This window comes from Deinococcus radiotolerans, from assembly GCF_014647435.1.
GTDB classification, from domain to species: Bacteria; Deinococcota; Deinococci; order Deinococcales; family Deinococcaceae; genus Deinococcus; species Deinococcus radiotolerans.
The window spans coordinates 138,339-154,977 of sequence record NZ_BMPE01000002.1 but is presented as its reverse complement, the minus strand read 5'-3'; the positions used below and the strand labels follow the sequence as shown (position 1 = coordinate 154,977).

The following is a 16,639-nucleotide window of genomic DNA, read 5'->3' as shown; positions in this document are numbered from 1 at the left end:
CGCAGGTACCCCCAGCTCAGCCCCCACCACACCCAGCACGCCCGACGCCCCAGACGGCAATCCCGGCGACCGGACACCCACCGCCCGAGGCTCAGTCGCCTCCCCACCCCCCTGAAGAGAGAGACCCCATGAACGGCAAACACCTCGTGAAACTCGGCCTGGAAAAGAAAGCCATCGCCCTCGCCCAGACCGCCGCCGCCACCCGTGAAACCGCCGGCCTGAGCCGCGACGACATCCTCAGCGAACTGCGCGCCGTGCAGCAGAGCCCCGCCGCGTACGCCGCGGGCGGCGTGTACGCCCCACTCGCCGCCGAACTCCTCGCGCAGCAGGCCATCCTCGACGCCCGCAAAGGCAGCGAACTGCGCGCCCAGCCCCTCCCCTACCCCACCTGGGGCGCAGACCTGATCGACCCCGGCGCGCACCGCCAGATGGACGTCGCCATGCGCCTCCCCATCAGCCGCGCCGGAGCCCTCATGCCCGACGCGCACGTCGGCTACGGCCTCCCCATCGGCGGTGTCCTCGCCACCGAGAATGCTGTCATCCCCTACGGCGTCGGCGTGGACATCGGCTGCTCCATGATGCTCTCCGTCCTCCCCATCCAGGCGAACGCGCTGCGCACCGACGAGGCCACCACCCTCCTGCTCAAGCACACCCGCTTCGGCGCGGGCGTCGCCTTCGACAAACGCGACCGCCAGGACCACGACGTCCTCCACGAAGACACCTGGCGCGACCAGCCCATCCTCCGCCACCTGTTCGACAAGGCCGCCACGCAGATCGGCACGAGCGGCAGCGGCAACCACTTCGTCGAATTCGGCACCCTCACCTTCCCCCACGCCGACCTCGGCCTGGACCCCGGCGAGTACCTCGCCGTCCTCTCCCACAGCGGCAGCCGCGGCTTCGGCGCGCAGGTCGCCGGGCACTTCACCGCCCTCGCCGAACGCCACCACCCCACCCTCGCCCCCGAAGCGAAAAAACTCGCGTGGCTCCCCCTCGACCACGAGGACGGACAGGCGTACTGGCAGGCCATGACCCTCGCCGGCCGCTACGCCCTCGCCAACCACGACCTCATCCACGCCCGCCTCGCCCGCGCCCTGAACGTCACCCCCCTCGTGCAGGTCAGCAACAGCCACAACCTCGCCTGGAAACAACAGGTCGGCGATCAGGAACTCATCGTGCACCGCAAAGGCGCCACCCCAGCCGCCCAGGGCCAACTCGGCCTCATCCCCGGCAGCATGGCCGACCCCGGCTACGTCATCCGCGGCCTCGGCCACCCCGGCGCCCTCGCCAGCGCCAGCCACGGCGCCGGCCGCCAACTCGGCCGCAAAGCCGCCATCGGCAGCCTCAACAAGAAAGACGTCCAGGCGTACCTCACCACCCGCGGCGTCACCCTCATCGGCGGCGGCATCGACGAAGCCCCCCAGGCCTACAAACGCATTCAGGACGTCATCGCCCGCCAGGACGACCTCGTGAACGTCATCGCCAGCTTCCAGCCGCGCGTGGTCCGCATGGACACCGGGAGTGAGGACATCTGACGGACTGATCGGCTATTTCAATCAGAAATTGAACGGAATGTGGGCGCCTGCGGCGGGCTGCCCCACCCCCCAGCCCCCTCCCCCAGAGGGGCAGGGGGGGCTTACGTTGCACTGGGCAGGTATTTCGCTGAGGTGGTCAGCGGGCATGCGGCGGGGACGGCCACTGATGGGGCTGCATGCCTCTGGGGTCGCGGCGGGCGCCCCGCGCGCTGCGCGCACGACGGGCTCGGCTGCCACGACGGCTTTGGGGCCACACAACTGGATGCGTGCCGGAAGGTTCTACTTTTTTCAGCTTCTGCAACAGCGGTCTTTTGAAAGTCGATCAGCAGATCGCTTCAGGTTGCCCTGCCACCGAACGCAGACCACCACCGGCCGTCGTGCGCGCAGCGCGCGGGCCAACGTGGGGGGCGGAGGATGGCGTCGAAGCCAGACACGTCGGCGCCCGATACAAACACGCCGCGCCAGTCAAAACTCTTGCCCAGTGCCAACGCCTGCTCCCCCTGCCTCTCTGGGGTAGGGGGCTGGGGGGTGGGGCCGCCCGCCGCCAGGCGCACCCCCGATGCGTCAGTCCCGAACGGTCGCCAGCAGGGCTTCCAGCCCCCCTTCGTACCCGTCCACGCGGCCCCATTCGGGCAGGAACGGCTGGGTGCGGGTGACGTCGTTGGGGACGACGACGACGTGGAGTCCGGCGGCGGCGGCGGCGGTGGCGCCGTTGAGGCTGTCTTCGACGGCGAGGCACTCGTGGGGTTTGAGACCGAGGGTGTGGACGGCGAGGGTGTAGAGCTCGGGGTCGGGTTTGACGCGGGTGACGTCGTCGCGGGTGGCGAGCGTTTCGAAGTGGTCGTACAGGCTGTGCTGTTGGAGCCAGCGGGTGACCCAGGCGCGGTCGCTGCTGGTGGCGAGGGCGAGGCGCAGCCCGGCGGGTCGGATGGCGTCGAGGACGGCGCGGACGCCGGGGCGCAGGTCGCTGTGTTCGATGGCTTGGTGGATGTCGGTGCGCAGGCGCTCGTGGGTGGCGTGGCGGTCCTGCTGGACGCTGTCGGGGAGGCCGAGCCAGGGGTCGAAGGCGTCCCAGGTGCCGATGCCGCGTTGCCAGTCTTGGAGGTTTAGTTCACGGTTGTGGCTGCGGTAGAGGGCTTGCCAGTGGGTGAATTCTGGGGTTTCGGTGTCGAGGATGGTGCCGTCGAAGTCGAAGATTACGGCGTGGATGGTCATGCGCTGAGTGTAGGGGTGGGGTTTGGGGTGTGCGTGAAGTGGGCTTCACTTTGGGTGGACGCTTGCGCTGTGGGGGGCCCGGTAGGCTCGGGGGTATGGCCGAGTGGGTGCAGAGTTTGATGGACAGCATGGGGTATGTGGGGATCCTGCTGTTGATGGTGTTGGAGAACGTGTTTCCGCCGATTCCGAGTGAGTTGATCATGCCGTCGGCGGGGTTCGCGGCGTCGCGTGGGGATTTGAATCTGGTGCTGGTGATCCTGATGGGGACGCTGGGGAGTGTGATTGGGACGCTGCCGCTGTATTACGTGGGGCGGGCGTTCGGTGAGGACCGGCTGGTGGCGTGGGCGGATAAGCACGGGAAGTGGTTGACGCTGAGCGGGAAGGACATCAAGAAGGCGGATGACTGGTTTGACCGGCATGGGTCGAAGGCGGTGCTGTTCGGGCGGATGGTGCCGGGGATCCGGAGTCTGCTGAGTCTGCCGGCGGGCATGAGTGAGATGCCGATGCCGAAGTTCCTGCTGTTCAGCGCGATCGGGTCGGCGTTGTGGGCGTCGGTGCTGGCGGGGGCGGGGTTCCTGCTGGGTGAGCATTACGACCGGGTAGAGGAGTACGTGGGTCCGGCGAGCAAGATCATTCTGGGGGTGCTGGTGGTGGCGGCCGCAGCGTGGTTCATTCGTCGCAAGCGCGAGCAGGAGCACGCCGAGACGTAAGCGCGGGTAGAAGGAGGGGCGACCTGCACATGCGGTCGCCCCTCCTCTCTTGTGTTCCCACTCCACACGACCCCTGTTCAGTGTTCGAGGCGGATGTGCGGCAGGCGCTTGTCGAGCCAGGCGGGGAGCCACCAGTTCCACTTCCCGGCGAGTTTGAGGAAGGCGGGCACGAGAACGAGGCGGACGAGGGTGGCGTCGAGGGCGACGGCGATGGCGAGGCCCAGGCCGATGCTCTTGCTGGCGACGACGCGACCGAAGATGAACGCGCTGAAGACGATGAACATGATGATGGCGGCCGAGGTGATGATGCGGGCGGTGTGCCCGACGGCGCGGACGACGGCTTCGTCGTTGGGGTGCCCGGCGAGGTATTCCTCCTGCACGCGGGACAGCAGGAAGATCTCGTAGTCCATACTGAGGCCGAACATCACGGCGAACAGCAGCACTGGTAGGCTGGCGTCGAGCACGCCGACGTCGCCGGGTATGCCGAGGGGCGCGGCCAGGACGCCTTCCTGCACGATCAGGGTAACGAGGCCGATGGCGGCCCCGACGGTCAGGCCGTTCATGAGGATGCTCTTGAGGGGGATCAGGAGGCTGCGGAACGCGACCATCAGCAGCAGGAACGTGCCCGCGAAGACGGCGAGGACGACGGTGGGCAGTGAGTTGGTGATGGCGCGGCTGAATTCTTCGCCGCCGACGGGTGCGCCGCCGAGCAGGTAGGCGTAGCCGCTGGCCTGGATGGTGTCCCGGATCTGCCGCTCAAAAGCGGGAATGTCGCGGGCTGGGAGGGTCCGGTCGGGGATGACGGTGACGCGCAGCAGGGTGCGGTCGCGGCTGAAGGAGCGGGTGGTGAGGGCGCTGAGTGCCGCGAGCTGGTCGGTGCTGCCCCCATCCGTGCCCGCCAGATCGCTGGGGGTCAGGAAGGGGCTGAGGACGCCCTTCACGCCGGGCAGGGCCCGCAGGTCCGTTACGAGCGCCTGGAATGTCGCGCGGCCCTCTGGGGTGTAACGCTGGCCTTTCAGGTCGAGGATCACCTCGAACTGGCTGAGGAGGCCACCTGCGCCGAGTGCCTCGACATCTTTCAGGGTGTCGCGGCTTTCCACGCCGGGCGTGAGGCCCCACGCCCCGGCGTACCCGGTGCGGATGTTCAGGGCGGGTGAGGCGAGCAGCAGCAGGAAGGCGGTGCTGGTCAGCACGGCGATCCAGGGGCGGGCGGTGACGCGCCGCGCGAAGGTCGTCCACGCGCCGGACGCCGCACCGCTCTGCGCCCAGCTCAGGCGGGTGAAGCGCGGGTGGTTTACGCGGTCACCCAGCAGCGCCAGCAGGGCCGGGAGCGCGGTGAGGCTGGCGAGGACCGTCAGCAGCACGGCCAGCACCCCGCCGATCCCGATGGACCGCACGAACGCAATGGGCGGGAGGATCAGGCCGGCCATGGCGATGGCGACGGTCAGGCCGCTGAAGGCAACGCTGCGTCCGGCGGTCTGCACGGTGCGTTCGGCAGCGCGGCGGGAGTCAGGCGTGCGGTTTAACTCTTCCCGGAAGCGGTTGACCATCAGCAGGGCGTAGTCGATGCCGGCGCCCAAGCCGAGCATGGTGATGACGCTCTGCGCGAAGGTGCTGACGTCCATGACGTGCGTCAGGCCGTACAGGGCAGCCATGGCGACGCTGATGCTGAGCATCCCGACGGCCAGCGGGAGGCCGGTGGCGACGAGCGCGCCGAACACGATGAGCAGCAGCGCTCCGATCAGGGGCAGGGCGACGAGTTCGCTGCGTTTGGTGTCGCTCTCGGCGAAGTGGGTGAAGTCGTCGGCAATGGCCTGCCCGCCGGTCACGCGGATGTCCAGCGCGGCGCTCTCGGTGCGGCCGGTGTAGGCACGCACGCGGCGCAGGGTCTCGCTTGCGCCGTCGAGCAGCGGAATCTGCGCGAGGGTCAGGGCCAGGGTGCCGTCCTCGGAGCGGGTGCGGTAGGGGCCGCCGCCCTGCGCGGCGGTGACGCGGGTGACACCGGGCACGTCCTCCAAGCCGTTCAGGAAGCGCTGGTAGGTGGCGTCGCCCTGTGGGGTGCCCAGGGGCGGGGTGCTGCGGGTGACGAGGACGACGGTGTTCGTGTCGCGTTCCCCGAAGCGGTCGCGCAGCAGGTCGGTGACGCGGGTGGCCTCGGAGTCCTTCAGGCCTCCGGCGGGGTCGGCGGTGAGGGCGGCGGGGGCGCGCGCGGCGAAGGGGAGGCTCAGGGCGGCGGCGAGGAGCCACGCGAGCAGCACCGCCCAGGGGTGCCGGGAGACGAGTCGGCCGAGGGTGCGCATGCGCCTGAGTAGAGCATGGGCCGGTCAGGTGGACGGGGGGCGGGCCGACGAAGTTCACCTGCGACCAAGCGGTATCATCTGACACTATCTCTTGACACTAAGCATTAGATAGAGCAAGATAACCCCACCTGACAGGAGGTGCCGGTATGAACGAAGGAGCGACCCCTACGGATGAGGTCCTGACCCTGGAGGAACTGGCCGCCTACCTGAAGGTCAGCGAGACCACCGCGTACGCCTTGGTGCGGAGCGGTGAGATCCCGGGCCGCAAGGTGGGCCGGGAGTGGCGTTTCCTGAAAGCCCGCGTGATCCACTGGCTGATGCAGGCCGGTACGGAGGAAAACATGGACAAGACTGGATTCGTGCAGCGGGATGAGCTGGGTGGGGAATTCAAGCAGGAAGGCGGCCAGGAGTATGTGGCCCTGTGGCTGCCCCTCACCCGCGAGGAGAAAGCCGCGCAGATCGAGAAAGCCACTCGCGACGGCGTGAACGTCAGCGAACTGGTGGCTGACTACCTGCGCAACTGGGTCAGAGCGTAAGAGGCGCGGGTGTGGGACGCTCTTGGCCCACACTCCTCAGAACAGTTCGTCGTGCAGGCGGTAGTAAGCGAGCTTCGAGTCGTCCACGAGGGCGCGGCCGTACAGGTCGAGGAACATCCCGGCGTAACGTTCGCCCAGTTCACTGCGAACGCTGCGCCAGGCGAGGGCCAGGTCGGCGTGTCGGTCGGCAATCCCGAGTCGGCCCACGTCAATGAGGCCCTCGACAAACTCCCCGTTCAGGATGATGTTGTCCAGCGTGGCGTCCCCGTGCGTCACGACCAGGTCGTCCTGCGCGGGGCGGGTGCGGGCCAGTTCGTTGAAGACACTGACGGGGCTGCGGCCAGCGCGGTCATCGTCGAAGTCGCTACCGTCGATCAGGCCGGCCTGCACGCGCTCGCGGGCCAGCGGCAGAGTGACGTCCAGCGTCTGCCGGAACGGGCAGTCCCGCAGGGGCAGGGCGTGCAGTTCCCGTAGTGCGCGCGCGAGCAGGTTCACGACCCGTTCGGGGTGCAGCCGCGCGTCCGGGTGGCTCATGGGTATGCCGTTCAGGCGGGTCATCGCCAGGAATTCCTGGTTCTCTTCGACCTCGAAGGCCACGACCTGCGGCGCGGGGATGCGCCCGGCCAGCCAGCGCAGCCGCTCGCGTTCCTGTTGCAGGGTGCTGACCGGGTGCGGGGTGCGGGGCTGCACCTTCAGCACGTAGCGGGTGGATCGCCAGACCTGCGCGCCGCTCTGGCCGCCACTCACGCGTTCCCAGCGGGCGGCAGGCAACACGCGTTTCAGGGCGTCAGGGAGGGTGGGGCGGTCAGGCGCGTCAGTCACGCCGGGCAGTCTGGCAGCGGCCCTGACCTTCAGGCAAGCGTGAAGCTCCGCCCGGTCCGCGCGCGCCGCGCCGCCCGGCATCATGGGAAGCGTGACCCGGTCTCCCTCTGGCCCACCCCGGCCCCCCACGCCTGAACCGTCGAAGCGCGAGTGGTTCAGCGAAGTGATCGGCCGCACGCGCTTCGTGGTGCTGATCGCCGTGGTGGCCGTGCTGCTCGTGTCGTTCAGCCTGTTCCTTCAGGGGACGCTGCTGGCGCTGCACACCATCTACGATTCGTGGCACGACACGTTCACGCAGGGGATCGCCAGTCAGCAGGGGCGGCTGGCCGTGGAGTTCCTGGAGATCGTGAGCACCATGCTCAAGGCGGTGGTGTTCTACCTGATTGGGGTGGGGCTGTATTCGCTGTTCATCACGCCGCTGAACCTGACCTCGGCGCTGGGCGTGGAGAGCCTCGCGGATCTGGAGCAGAAGGTCGTGTCGGTGATCATCGTGATTCTAGGCGTGACCTTCCTGGAGCACTTCGTGCGCTGGGACAAGCCGCTGGACACGCTGTACTTCGCGGGTGCGCTGGCGCTGGCGGGGGGGGCGCTGGTGTTCTTTCAGCGGGTGCACCGCGGCAGTGGCGGCGACCTGGGGCAGCCGCAGTCGAAGCTGCGCGCCCGGCAGGAACTGTTTGAACATCACACCGAGCAGCGGCACATCGATGATCACGACGTGGAAGTCGCGGAGAAGGCCACGCAGGCCAAGCAGGAAGGCAAGGTGGAGGCGGAGGAAGGCAGCGGCTGAGCCGCGGGCGGCGGGGCGGCGGACACCTGCCCCCGCCCGGCGCGGGTACACTGTTCAGAATGAGGGTTGGTCTGCTTGAAACTCACGCCGCGCGCCTCCCGGGCTACTGGGCGGCGTTCCTGAAGGAACTGGGCTCAGAGCCCGTCCTGCCCGCCCTGGACGACACGGAGGCCCTGACGCTGGGCCGCGAAAGCCTGCCGAACGAACCGCTGGGCGTGCAGCTCGCACTGGGCCGCATCCTGTCGATGGGCCGCGTGGACGCCGTGCTGGTCCCGCAGTGGCCGGCCGTGACCGGCGACGCCTGGAGTGAGGCGCTGCCCGACCTGCTGGCGCGCCGCATCAGCGGCCTGCCGGCCCTGATTGGCGTGCCCGACGGCCCCGACGGCCTGGAGGGCGCCGCGACCGAGCTGGGCCTGCGGGTGTCGCAAAACGCCGGGCGGGTGCGGCTCGCGCTGGAGAAGGTGCGGCCCATGGCGCAGGACCCACGCGCCGCGCAGCCCGCCCTGACCCGCGCGAGCCGCACGACGGTCGCCGTGATCGGCCCGCGCGCCCTGCTGAGCGAGCCGCTGGTCGCCACTCCGCTGCGCGCGGCGCTGGATGAGCTGGGCCTGTACGGTGTGTTCAGCCACGAACTGCCGGTCGCGGACGTCCTGAAGCGCGCCGAGCGCATGGAGCAGCCCCGCGCGACCACCGGGGACCGTGAACTGTTCGGCGCGGTGTCACTGCTGGGCGGCAAGGGCGCCGTGAAGGGCTTCCTGTTCGTCAGTGGCGCGCGGGACGGCTCGACCGCCACCGCGGTCAGCCGCCTTGCCGAGCGGCAGCACAAGCCCACGCTGCTGCTGAACGTGGACGGGCAGACGGACTTCCCGGAACTCACCGCGTTCCGGGACCGCGTGACCCTGGGCGGCGTGACGCGCGCACCGAGTCCGGCCGACAGCGTGGAGGACGGCGCGTGAACCTCTGGCGCTGGCTGACCACGCCGGACCCCGCGCCGGGCTTCACGGCCGGCAAGATGCTGAAACTGACCGTGCGGGTCGTGCTGTTCGCCCTGATCGCCACGCTCCTGAGCGGCCTGCTGCAACTCACGCCCCTCAAGGACACCCTGAATACGTGGTGGGGCAGCCTGCTGTTCGTGCTGCTGCTGTACATCCCGGCCGCGCGCTTCCTGACCCTGGACACCTTCGCGCCCCGCCGCGCGCCGACCGCCGCGCCCGGTAAACCCGGACAGGGCAGCAGCGCGCAGCGCCGCAAGGAACGCAACCGCTACGCCGGGGTCCGCAAGGGCGCACCCAAGTACGGCGGACGCCGCTGATTCACCCGGCAGGCCACGGGTGTGGGCAGGCGGCGGTCCGGGACAGTGTCCCAGCCGCCGCCTCTCTACTGAGTTGAACTGACACTTCTGCCGCTGACCGGGCGCGGCTCAGCCTTCCTCGAGGGGGTAGGTGCGGGCGGCGCGGGCGGCCAGGGCAATCAGGTACAGGTAGAACAGGCCCACGCCCGTGAACACCAGCCAGCCGGGAAAGCTGCCGATATCGGCCAGTTCGAACGCGGCGGGGAACTCCAGCACCCAGCCCTTGGGCTGACCCAGGTCCAGTTTGGCGAACCAGGCGGCCAGCACCGCCGCGTAGATCCACAGGTAGTTGCGGTTCAGCCGCCAGCCCAGCGCGTCCGAACGGCTCATGGGGCTGCGCGGCTTACTCAGTTCAGCCAGCAGCAGCTGGTGCCAGCCGGGATCGACCTTGTCGCCCAGCATGGCCGGGTAGAAGAAGCGCTCCATGATCCGCACGCGGTGGTGCGCGATCTCGTACGTGCGGAACCGCCGCGCTTCGAGGCGCAGGAAGAAGTAGTTCATGAACATCGCGAACAGGAACGTCGCGTGGCTGTTGTTCACGTCACCCAGCGCGAAGGACGCCAGGCCCGCCGTGGTCACGACCGACCAGTTGGTGGTCATGTCCAGCCGCTGGCGGTAGGCGGTCATCTTGCCGACCTCGGCCCGGTACAGGTGAATCAGGGCGTTGGCCGTGTTGGTGCTGTAACTCACGTCAGTGAGGCCCGCAGGCGCCTGCGCGCCCGGCCCCAGGCCCGTTCCTGGCATCACGCCCCGCATTGTTGCATGCGCCAGAGGCGATCAGGGGTCTGCCCTACCCACTGGCCCGCCCGCCTGCTGCACCACAGCCGCTCTGCCCTCTGCGCTACCCCCAGATGGCGGGGAAAGTAATGGAATTCGTTTCACAAATGACCGATTGCGCAGCGGCCTATGGTTTGCAGACCGTTCCATCCGTTCCACTCACCGTGACGGGCCCCGCGCCCCATCACGCCGGAGGCTGCATGAACCGTACCCGTCTGTTTGGCCTGCTCACCCTTTCCGTTCTCCTTGCCGCCTGCGGACAGACCCCCGCGCAGATCACGCCCGACGCCGCGCAGGCCGCCGCGCCCGCCTTCGTGGACGGGGAACTGCTCGTGCAACTCAAGAGTGGGGTCAGCAGCCAGGCGCTGACCAGCCTCAGCGCGCTGGGCGTGCAGTCCGTCGAGACGCTGTCCACCGTGAACGGCGCGGCGCTGCTGCGCGCCCGCATCACCGACGGGCAGGGCGTGCTGGCCAAAGCGCAGCAGCTTCAGGCCAGCGGCCTCGTGCGCTTCGCGGAACCCAACTGGACGTACCAGACCCAGGCACTGCCCACCGACAGCTACTACACCAACGGCACGCTGTGGGGCATGAAAGGCAACTTCGGCTCGGGCGCCGAGACCGCTTGGGCCGCCGGGCACACCGGCAGCAAGGGCGTGTACGTGGGCATCATCGACGAGGGGTACCAGTTCGACCACCCGGACCTCAAGGGCAACGCGTGGCTGAACCCCTTCGACCCGGCCGACGGGAAGGACAACGACGGCAACGGGTACATTGACGACACGCGCGGCTGGGACTTCGCGAACAACGACAACACCGTCTATGACGGCGGCACGCGCGGCAGCCTGGACGCGCACGGCACGCACGTGGCCGGCACGATCGGCGGCACCGCGAACGACGGCGGCGTGGTCGGCGTGAACCACAACGTGACGTTCATCAGCGGGAAGTTCCTGGGGCGCCGCGGTGGCAACAGCGCCGACGCGATCAAGGCCATCAACTACTTCGTGGACCTCAAGAACCGCCACGGCCTGAACATCGTCGCGCTGAACAACAGCTGGGGCGGCGGCGGGTTCTCGCAGGCGCTGCTGGACTCCATCGTGGGCGCCGCCAAGGCAGACATCCTGTTCATCGCGGCGGCCGGGAACAGCGGCACGGACAACGACGCGACCGCCAGTTACCCCAGCAACTACGACACGAAGGCCGGGGCCGGGTACGACAGCGTGATCGCTGTGGCTGCCATCGACAAGAACGGCGCGCTGGCCTCGTTCAGCCAGTACGGGAAGACCACCGTGGACATCGGCGCGCCCGGCGTGGCCATCACCAGCAGCGTGCCGTACAACACGTACAGCAGCTACAACGGCACCAGCATGGCCACCCCGCACGTGACGGGCGGCGTGGCCCTGTACGCCAGCACCCACGCGGGCGCGACGGCCGCCCAGATCCGCGCGGCGGTGCTGAGCAGCGCCACCCCCACCGCCAGCCTCAGCGGCAAGACCGTCACCGGCGGCCGCCTGAACGTCAGCGGCTTCTAAGCCCCGACACCCGGCGCCGCGCCCCACTAAACGGGGCGCGGCGCCCGCGTCATTGCAGGAAGGGGTTCATCTGCGCTTCCGCCGCGATGGTGGTGCGCGGCCCGTGCCCGGGGTACACCGCCGTGTCGCCCGGCAGGGTCAGCAGTTGCTCCCGGATGCCCGACAGGAGCTGCGGGTGGTTCCCGCCCGGCAGGTCCGTGCGGCCAATCCCGCCCCGGAACAGGGTGTCGCCGGCGACCACGAGGCCCGGCGCGGTGAACACCACGTGCCCCGGCGCGTGCCCGGGCAGGAAGCGCGCCGTGAGGGTCAGGTCGCCTGCCGTGAAGGTCTGCCCTGGCGTGATCTCGTGGTCGGGGTCGGCAGGCTGCATGAACGGGAGGTTCCAGCGGGCGGCACTCTGCGCGCCCGCGTGGTACAGAGGCAGGTCCGCCGGGTGCAGCCACACCGGGACGTTCAGCGCCTCACGCAGCGGCTGCACGGCCCCGATGTGATCGAAGTGCGCGTGCGTGAGCAGGATGCCGCGGACCGTCACGCCGGATCCACGCACCAGCGTCAGCAGGCGCTCGGCGTCATCGCCCGGATCGATCAGGAAGCCCTCGTTCTGGGCCCCGGCGATCAGAATGGCGTTTTCCTGGATGGGGCCGGTCGGCACCGACCAGAGGCGCACCGCGCCATGCGTGAAAGGAGCACTCATGCCCGGCAGTCTACGCCGGGGGCCGGAGCCGGTTCAGGCGTGCCCGAACGCGTCCCGCAGGGCCAGCGCGAACACTTGGAAGCTCAGGCTGGGACTGGCGTACGCCTCCAACGCCTCCTGAAGGGCGGTCAGGGCGGCGTCGGCACGCGCCCGGACGTGCGGGGGCTGGTCCCGCCACGTGAAGCGCAGCGTCTCGGGATGCCAGGCGGGGTTGAAGCGTTTCTCCAGCGCCTCGGCGGCCTCCAGCGCGCCCAGCAGACTCTCACCCAGCGCGTTCGTGAGTTCACGGGCGTCCTGAAGGGCGGCCCGCACGGGCTCCGGGTCACCCAGGACACCGGCGCGTCCGGCGGCGAACGCCACGAGTTCCGCGTCGGGCTCCTGTCCGGCGCGCAGCAGGGCGCGTTCCAGTGCCGGGTCACTGACCGGGGTGACGTTCAGGCGGGCGCTGCGGCTCACGATGGTGGGCAGCACGGCGCGCAGGTCCTCCGCCAGGAACACGAACAGCGCGCCGTGCGGGGGTTCCTCCACCAGTTTCAGCAGGGCGTTCGCCGCTTCCGGGCCCAGGTACTCGGCGCCCTGCACGATCACCACGCGCCGCGCGAAGGTGGGCCGCACCTCCAGGAACTCGAACACGTGCGTTTCGTACTCGCGGGCCTTATCGCGCGCGCTGAGGACCGCACCGATGGGAATCAGCTTGCGGCGCGCGGCCTTGCCGGTCGAGGTGGTGGCGCGCGGCTCGACGAGCAGCACGTCCGGGTGCGCGCCGGCCGCCAGCGCCCTACACGACGCGCACTGCCCGCACGCCTCGCCGTACATTCCCCTCTCTCCGGTGCAGTTGTGCTGCGCGGCCACGGCGCGCGCCACGTCCAGCTTCCCCACGCGGGCCGGGCCGGTCAGCAGCAGCGCGTTGCCACGGAAGGCGCCCGTCTGCTCCAGCAGCGGCCCGTGCAGGTCAGCGGCAGCGGTCACGCGCGCCTACTTCCCTATGGCCAGCCGCGCGGCCAGCACCGGCGGCAGCCCGGCCTCCAGCGCCGCCTCCTGCGCCCGCCCGACGTCGTAGGCCACGCGGAACACTTCGAAGTACCCGCGCGCCGAATCGTAGATGGCGTAACTGGCCTTCGGGTTCCCGTCCCGCGGCTGCCCCACGCTGCCGGGATTCAGGATCACGCGCGTGCTGGGCGGCACCATGTAACTCCCGCCGTCCGGGAACGTCTGCACCTTCACCCAGTCGCCCACCGGGCTGTTCAGCGTGGCGTACACGGCCGGGATGTGCGTGTGCCCCACGAAGCCCAGGCGGCCCTGCCACTGCGCGAAGGCCTCGCGGGCCGCCGGGACGGAATCCGTGTAGTGATCCAGGCTGACGGGCGTGCCGTGCCGGTAGCGCGCCCCGACGTCCGGATCATCAATGCCGTCGCGCCACGAGCGCACCCAGGCCACGTCCCGCTCGGCGAGGCGCTTGAGCTGCCACGTGAGGGCCTGACTGACAATCGAGTCCTTCGCCTCCCGCCGACCATCGGCGTACTGAAGGAGCATGTCGTCGTGATTGCCGAGCACGCAGGTGGCGTCCAGGTCCCGCAGCGCGTCCAGCACCTCGCGCGGGTGCGGGCCGTACCCCAAGGCGTCGCCCAGGTGAATGACCTGATCGTACCGGCGCGCGGCGGCGTCGGTCAGAACCGCCTGCAGGGCGGTGTAATTCGCGTGGGTATCAGACAGCAGCAGCAGCCGCACAGCGCCGATGATAGCGCGCTCCAGCCCGGCAGGTCGTGTGAATCGACCCGCCTCAGGGCCACACCGTCACGCGGCCGCTCAGCGGATCAAGACGGACCGCCGCCCCCAGCGGCAGCGTCAGCTGCGGGCTGGTGTGCCCGAAATCCACGTTCGCCACGACCGGCAGGTCCGCACGGTCAGCCTCCGCGAGCACGCGCCTCACCCAGCCGTACAGGTCCCCCACCATCTCCGGCGTGTACCCGCGCGGGCGGGCCAGCAGCAGCCCGGCCAAGCCGCCCAGGATGCCCTGCGCGGCGAGGTTGCGCAGCCAGTAGCCCACCTGCCGGGGCAGCGGGACGTCCTCGCTGGTTTCCAGGGCCAGCACCGCGCCGCGCCACAGGTCCGGGCCGGGCCAGCCGGGCGTGCCGTTCAGCATGTCCAGCACCTCGGCGCAGCCGCCCAGCAGGTGCCCCTGCGCGGGCGCGTCGCCCTGCACCCACACCCAGCCGTCACCAGCATCAAAGGTCCGGGGACGCTCCTGCGCGGCCTCGTCGGACCAGTCCGGGCTGACCTGCGTCCAGCCGGGCGCGGGGGCCAGATCGAACGGTGCGGGCGGATCGATCAGTGCGCGGCGCACGCCCCGCACCACGAACGGGTGCATCCCGCCGTTCTCGGCCAGGTCGGTCAGCAGGGCCGGACCATGGTATGCCATCACGCCCGCCCGCACGAACTGCGTCAGGGTCACGGTGGTATCACTGAAGCCCAGCAGCGCCTTCGGGTACGCGCGGATCAGGTCCGGACGCAGGAACGGCAGCAGCCGCACGCTGTCATCCCCGCCGATGACGCTGACCATCCCGTGAATGTCCGGCGCCTGAAGCGCCCAGTGCAGGTCGTCCGCGCGGGCCTGCGGGTTCGCCGCCAGGAACGCCGGGCCGCGCAGGGCGTTCGGCGCGGCCACCACCTCCCACCCGAACTCCTGCGCCACCTGCCGCACCCCGGCGCGGTACCGGTTCATCACCTCCGTGACAAAGCCGCTCGACAGGCTCAGCGCCGCCACCCGCGAGCCCGGCCCCAGCCGCGGCGGACGCACGAAGGTCAGTGGCTCCGGTCCCGCACCCCTCAGCATGCCAGCACCATCCAGTGCTCGGCGTGCACCCGCCCGTCCCGGCGCACCGCGTCCGGCTGGATGCCCCACACGCGGAACCCGCAGCGTTCATACAGACGCCGCGCGGCCTCCTGCGAGTCCATCACCGCGAGGTGCAGGGACGTCACGCCCGCCCACGAGCGCGCCAGGTCCACCCCGGCCCGCACGAGCGCCTCGCCGAGCCCCTGTCCGCGCGCCTGCGGGGTGACGGACACGCCGTACACGTTCACGCGGTGCGCCAGAGGCGGCGCGGTGTCCCGCACCAGCGTGAGCAGGCCCAGCAGTTCCCCGTCCACGAAGGCGCCCAGCGTGACGCCCGCCGCGTCCGGCGCGAGGCGGGCCGCCAGCGCGTCGTCCGTCAGGGCCGCGAACTCGTGCGCGTTCGTCAGGAACGCCGCCGGGTCCGCCTGGAGGGCCGCCCGCCGCGCCACGCGGTACGCCGGGGCGTCCTGCGGAGTCAGGCGGCGGACCGTCACGGCAGTCAAGCGCGCTCCGGCACGCCGCCCAGACTCACGACCTGCGCCGGCGTGGGACGCGACGCACCCACCACGCGGTCCCGCCAGTTCAGGACATGCCCGTCCACGCGGACGTTCCGGGTCAGCCGCAGGTCCAGGTCCGTGATCAGCCAGCCCGGCTCATTCCAGCCCAGCTGCGCCACGATGCCGTCCTCCGGCAGGCCGTTGTCCGACGGGGCGTACACGCTAGCGGCGCCGTGCGCGTCCTCTACGGCGTACGTCCAGGGAGCGTCCGCGATCAGCGGGGCGTGCAGCGCGTACAGCTGATTCTCCAGCGCGCGGGCCATGCTGCCCACCCGCACCCGCGTGAAGCCCGCGCGGCTCCCGGTGAAGGACGGCACGACCAGCAGCTCCGCGCCGCCCTCGGCGAGCACCCGCGCCAGGGCCGGGAATTCACTGTCGTAACAGATGGCGATCCCGAAGCGCAGCACCCCGCCGCCCAGCGGCAGGTCGAACACCTGCACGCCCTCACCCGGCGCGATGTGCCACTCCTCGGCCTCGAAGCGGGTCATCAGCAGCTTGTCCTGATAGGCGTACCCGCCGTCCGGACCGAACACGAACGCCCGGTTCACGAACCCAGAGGCGTGCGCCACCGGGTAGCTCCCGGCCACGATGCCCACGCGGTGCTCGCGGGCCAGCCAGGCGTGCAGCGCCACGAAGTCCGCCACAAAGGCCTGGAGGGCGGGGCGCATACCGATCACGTCATGGTGCAGTTCCGTGGGCAGCAGGCTGATCAGTTCCAGAGGGGCGTACTCCGGGAACACCAGCAGTTCCGCCCCCTGTCCCGCCGCGTCCGCCACCCAGCGCGACAGCTTCGCCTCGTATGCCGCCCAGTCGGTCAGGAACTCCACTGGGTACGCCGCCGCCGCCACCCGCACCGTTTCACCCTGCACCGCCGCCAGCTGTCCGTCCGTCATGCGCCCGAGTGTAGCCGCCCCGCCCGCAGCGCGCCGCCGCCAGATGACCTATCCGGAAGGTGGGGCGCCGCGCGTCCTCCCTCTCTGCCCGTGCTCTGGTAGC

At 70.2% G+C, this 16,639-nt stretch carries 17 protein-coding genes; 7 read left to right on the top strand and 10 right to left on the bottom strand.

Going from position 1 to position 16,639, the window contains the following annotated elements:
- The first annotated feature begins 128 nt into the window (after window positions 1–128).
- Window positions 129–1,532 (top strand): RtcB family protein, encoded by a 1,404-nt coding sequence (locus tag IEY63_RS06660; protein ID WP_189068222.1) that lies wholly within the window; start codon window positions 129–131, stop codon window positions 1,530–1,532.
- 564 nt (window positions 1,533–2,096) lie between these two features.
- Here IEY63_RS06660 and IEY63_RS06655 read toward each other — a convergent pair.
- On the bottom strand, window positions 2,097–2,747 hold the full coding sequence (locus tag IEY63_RS06655; RefSeq protein WP_189068221.1) for an HAD family hydrolase: 651 nt from the start codon (window positions 2,745–2,747) through the stop codon (window positions 2,097–2,099).
- A 95-nt stretch (window positions 2,748–2,842) separates the two neighbouring features.
- Here IEY63_RS06655 and IEY63_RS06650 point away from each other — a divergent pair, with 95 nt between their 5' ends.
- Window positions 2,843–3,457 carry a DedA family protein gene (locus IEY63_RS06650; RefSeq protein ID WP_189068220.1) on the top strand — a complete coding sequence of 205 codons (615 nt, stop codon included), beginning with the start codon at window positions 2,843–2,845 and terminating at the stop codon, window positions 3,455–3,457.
- A gap of 77 nt (window positions 3,458–3,534) precedes the next feature.
- Here the strand turns inward: IEY63_RS06650 and IEY63_RS06645 are convergent, their stop codons facing one another.
- The gene (locus IEY63_RS06645) at window positions 3,535–5,757 is read right to left on the bottom strand and encodes an MMPL family transporter (protein ID WP_189068219.1); all 2,223 of its coding nucleotides are present in this window, start codon (window positions 5,755–5,757) and stop codon (window positions 3,535–3,537) included.
- A gap of 146 nt (window positions 5,758–5,903) precedes the next feature.
- On the opposite strand from IEY63_RS06645, the gene IEY63_RS06640 reads away from it, so the two are divergent.
- Window positions 5,904–6,293 carry a helix-turn-helix domain-containing protein gene (locus IEY63_RS06640; protein WP_189068218.1) on the top strand — a complete coding sequence of 130 codons (390 nt, stop codon included), beginning with the start codon at window positions 5,904–5,906 and terminating at the stop codon, window positions 6,291–6,293.
- 36 nt (window positions 6,294–6,329) lie between these two features.
- Here the strand turns inward: IEY63_RS06640 and IEY63_RS06635 are convergent, their stop codons facing one another.
- Window positions 6,330–7,115: an APH(3') family aminoglycoside O-phosphotransferase gene (locus IEY63_RS06635; RefSeq protein ID WP_229784534.1), complete on the bottom strand. Its 786-nt coding sequence runs from the start codon at window positions 7,113–7,115 to the stop codon at window positions 6,330–6,332.
- A gap of 82 nt (window positions 7,116–7,197) precedes the next feature.
- On the opposite strand from IEY63_RS06635, the gene IEY63_RS06630 reads away from it, so the two are divergent.
- Genes IEY63_RS06630 through IEY63_RS06620 form a run of 3 tightly spaced genes read left to right on the top strand, consistent with a single transcriptional unit; the run spans window position 7,198 to window position 9,214 of the window.
- Complete coding sequence (locus tag IEY63_RS06630; protein ID WP_189068216.1) at window positions 7,198–7,902, top strand: YqhA family protein; 705 nt, start codon at window positions 7,198–7,200, stop codon at window positions 7,900–7,902.
- A 59-nt stretch (window positions 7,903–7,961) separates the two neighbouring features.
- A complete protein-coding gene (locus IEY63_RS06625; protein WP_189068215.1) occupies window positions 7,962–8,858 on the top strand; it encodes a hypothetical protein in 897 nt (298 codons plus the stop codon).
- Window positions 8,855–9,214, top strand: a complete 360-nt coding sequence (locus IEY63_RS06620) for a hypothetical protein (RefSeq protein ID WP_189068214.1) — start codon at window positions 8,855–8,857, stop codon at window positions 9,212–9,214. The genes IEY63_RS06625 and IEY63_RS06620 overlap by 4 nt, the downstream gene beginning before the upstream one ends.
- Window positions 9,215–9,322: 108 nt before the next feature.
- On the opposite strand, the gene IEY63_RS06615 is transcribed toward IEY63_RS06620, so the two are convergent.
- Window positions 9,323–9,997 carry a DUF2270 domain-containing protein gene (locus IEY63_RS06615; protein WP_189068475.1) on the bottom strand — a complete coding sequence of 225 codons (675 nt, stop codon included), beginning with the start codon at window positions 9,995–9,997 and terminating at the stop codon, window positions 9,323–9,325.
- A gap of 233 nt (window positions 9,998–10,230) precedes the next feature.
- Between IEY63_RS06615 and IEY63_RS06610 the strand changes: the two genes are divergently transcribed.
- Window positions 10,231–11,559, top strand: coding sequence for a S8 family peptidase (locus tag IEY63_RS06610; RefSeq protein ID WP_189068213.1), 1,329 nt, complete (start codon window positions 10,231–10,233; stop codon window positions 11,557–11,559).
- A gap of 49 nt (window positions 11,560–11,608) precedes the next feature.
- Here the strand turns inward: IEY63_RS06610 and IEY63_RS06605 are convergent, their stop codons facing one another.
- Genes IEY63_RS06605 through IEY63_RS06580 form a run of 6 tightly spaced genes read right to left on the bottom strand, consistent with a single transcriptional unit; the run spans window position 11,609 to window position 16,536 of the window.
- A complete protein-coding gene (locus IEY63_RS06605) occupies window positions 11,609–12,253 on the bottom strand; it encodes an MBL fold metallo-hydrolase (protein WP_189068212.1) in 645 nt (214 codons plus the stop codon).
- Window positions 12,254–12,286: 33 nt separating this feature from the next.
- Entirely contained in the window at window positions 12,287–13,222 is a 936-nt protein-coding gene (locus tag IEY63_RS06600; RefSeq protein ID WP_189068211.1) for a DNA polymerase III delta subunit-related protein, read from the bottom strand.
- Between the two features lie 6 nt (window positions 13,223–13,228).
- Window positions 13,229–13,990, bottom strand: coding sequence for a metallophosphoesterase family protein (locus IEY63_RS06595; protein ID WP_189068474.1), 762 nt, complete (start codon window positions 13,988–13,990; stop codon window positions 13,229–13,231).
- Between the two features lie 43 nt (window positions 13,991–14,033).
- Window positions 14,034–15,086 (bottom strand): S66 family peptidase, encoded by a 1,053-nt coding sequence (locus IEY63_RS06590; RefSeq protein WP_189068210.1) that lies wholly within the window; start codon window positions 15,084–15,086, stop codon window positions 14,034–14,036.
- Window positions 15,080–15,580 carry a GNAT family N-acetyltransferase gene (locus IEY63_RS06585; RefSeq protein ID WP_229784571.1) on the bottom strand — a complete coding sequence of 167 codons (501 nt, stop codon included), beginning with the start codon at window positions 15,578–15,580 and terminating at the stop codon, window positions 15,080–15,082. Before IEY63_RS06585 ends, IEY63_RS06590 begins: the two co-directional genes overlap by 7 nt.
- A 5-nt stretch (window positions 15,581–15,585) precedes the next feature.
- Entirely contained in the window at window positions 15,586–16,536 is a 951-nt protein-coding gene (locus IEY63_RS06580; protein WP_189068208.1) for a carbon-nitrogen hydrolase family protein, read from the bottom strand.
- Window positions 16,537–16,639 lie beyond the last annotated feature (103 nt).

What these genes read in the sequence shown, in the direction of transcription:
- IEY63_RS06660 (WP_189068222.1), top strand. Translation starts at nt 129, where the DNA reads ATGAACGGCAAACACCTCGTGAAACTCGGCCTGGAAAAGAAAGCCATC.
- IEY63_RS06655 (WP_189068221.1), bottom strand. Translation starts at nt 2,747, where the DNA reads ATGACCATCCACGCCGTAATCTTCGACTTCGACGGCACCATCCTCGAC.
- IEY63_RS06650 (WP_189068220.1), top strand. Translation starts at nt 2,843, where the DNA reads ATGGCCGAGTGGGTGCAGAGTTTGATGGACAGCATGGGGTATGTGGGG.
- IEY63_RS06645 (WP_189068219.1), bottom strand. Translation starts at nt 5,757, where the DNA reads ATGCGCACCCTCGGCCGACTCGTCTCCCGGCACCCCTGGGCGGTGCTG.
- IEY63_RS06640 (WP_189068218.1), top strand. Translation starts at nt 5,904, where the DNA reads ATGAACGAAGGAGCGACCCCTACGGATGAGGTCCTGACCCTGGAGGAA.
- IEY63_RS06630 (WP_189068216.1), top strand. Translation starts at nt 7,198, where the DNA reads ATGGGAAGCGTGACCCGGTCTCCCTCTGGCCCACCCCGGCCCCCCACG.
- IEY63_RS06625 (WP_189068215.1), top strand. Translation starts at nt 7,962, where the DNA reads ATGAGGGTTGGTCTGCTTGAAACTCACGCCGCGCGCCTCCCGGGCTAC.
- IEY63_RS06615 (WP_189068475.1), bottom strand. Translation starts at nt 9,997, where the DNA reads ATGCCAGGAACGGGCCTGGGGCCGGGCGCGCAGGCGCCTGCGGGCCTC.
- IEY63_RS06610 (WP_189068213.1), top strand. Translation starts at nt 10,231, where the DNA reads ATGAACCGTACCCGTCTGTTTGGCCTGCTCACCCTTTCCGTTCTCCTT.
- IEY63_RS06605 (WP_189068212.1), bottom strand. Translation starts at nt 12,253, where the DNA reads ATGAGTGCTCCTTTCACGCATGGCGCGGTGCGCCTCTGGTCGGTGCCG.
- IEY63_RS06590 (WP_189068210.1), bottom strand. Translation starts at nt 15,086, where the DNA reads ATGCTGAGGGGTGCGGGACCGGAGCCACTGACCTTCGTGCGTCCGCCG.
- IEY63_RS06580 (WP_189068208.1), bottom strand. Translation starts at nt 16,536, where the DNA reads ATGACGGACGGACAGCTGGCGGCGGTGCAGGGTGAAACGGTGCGGGTG.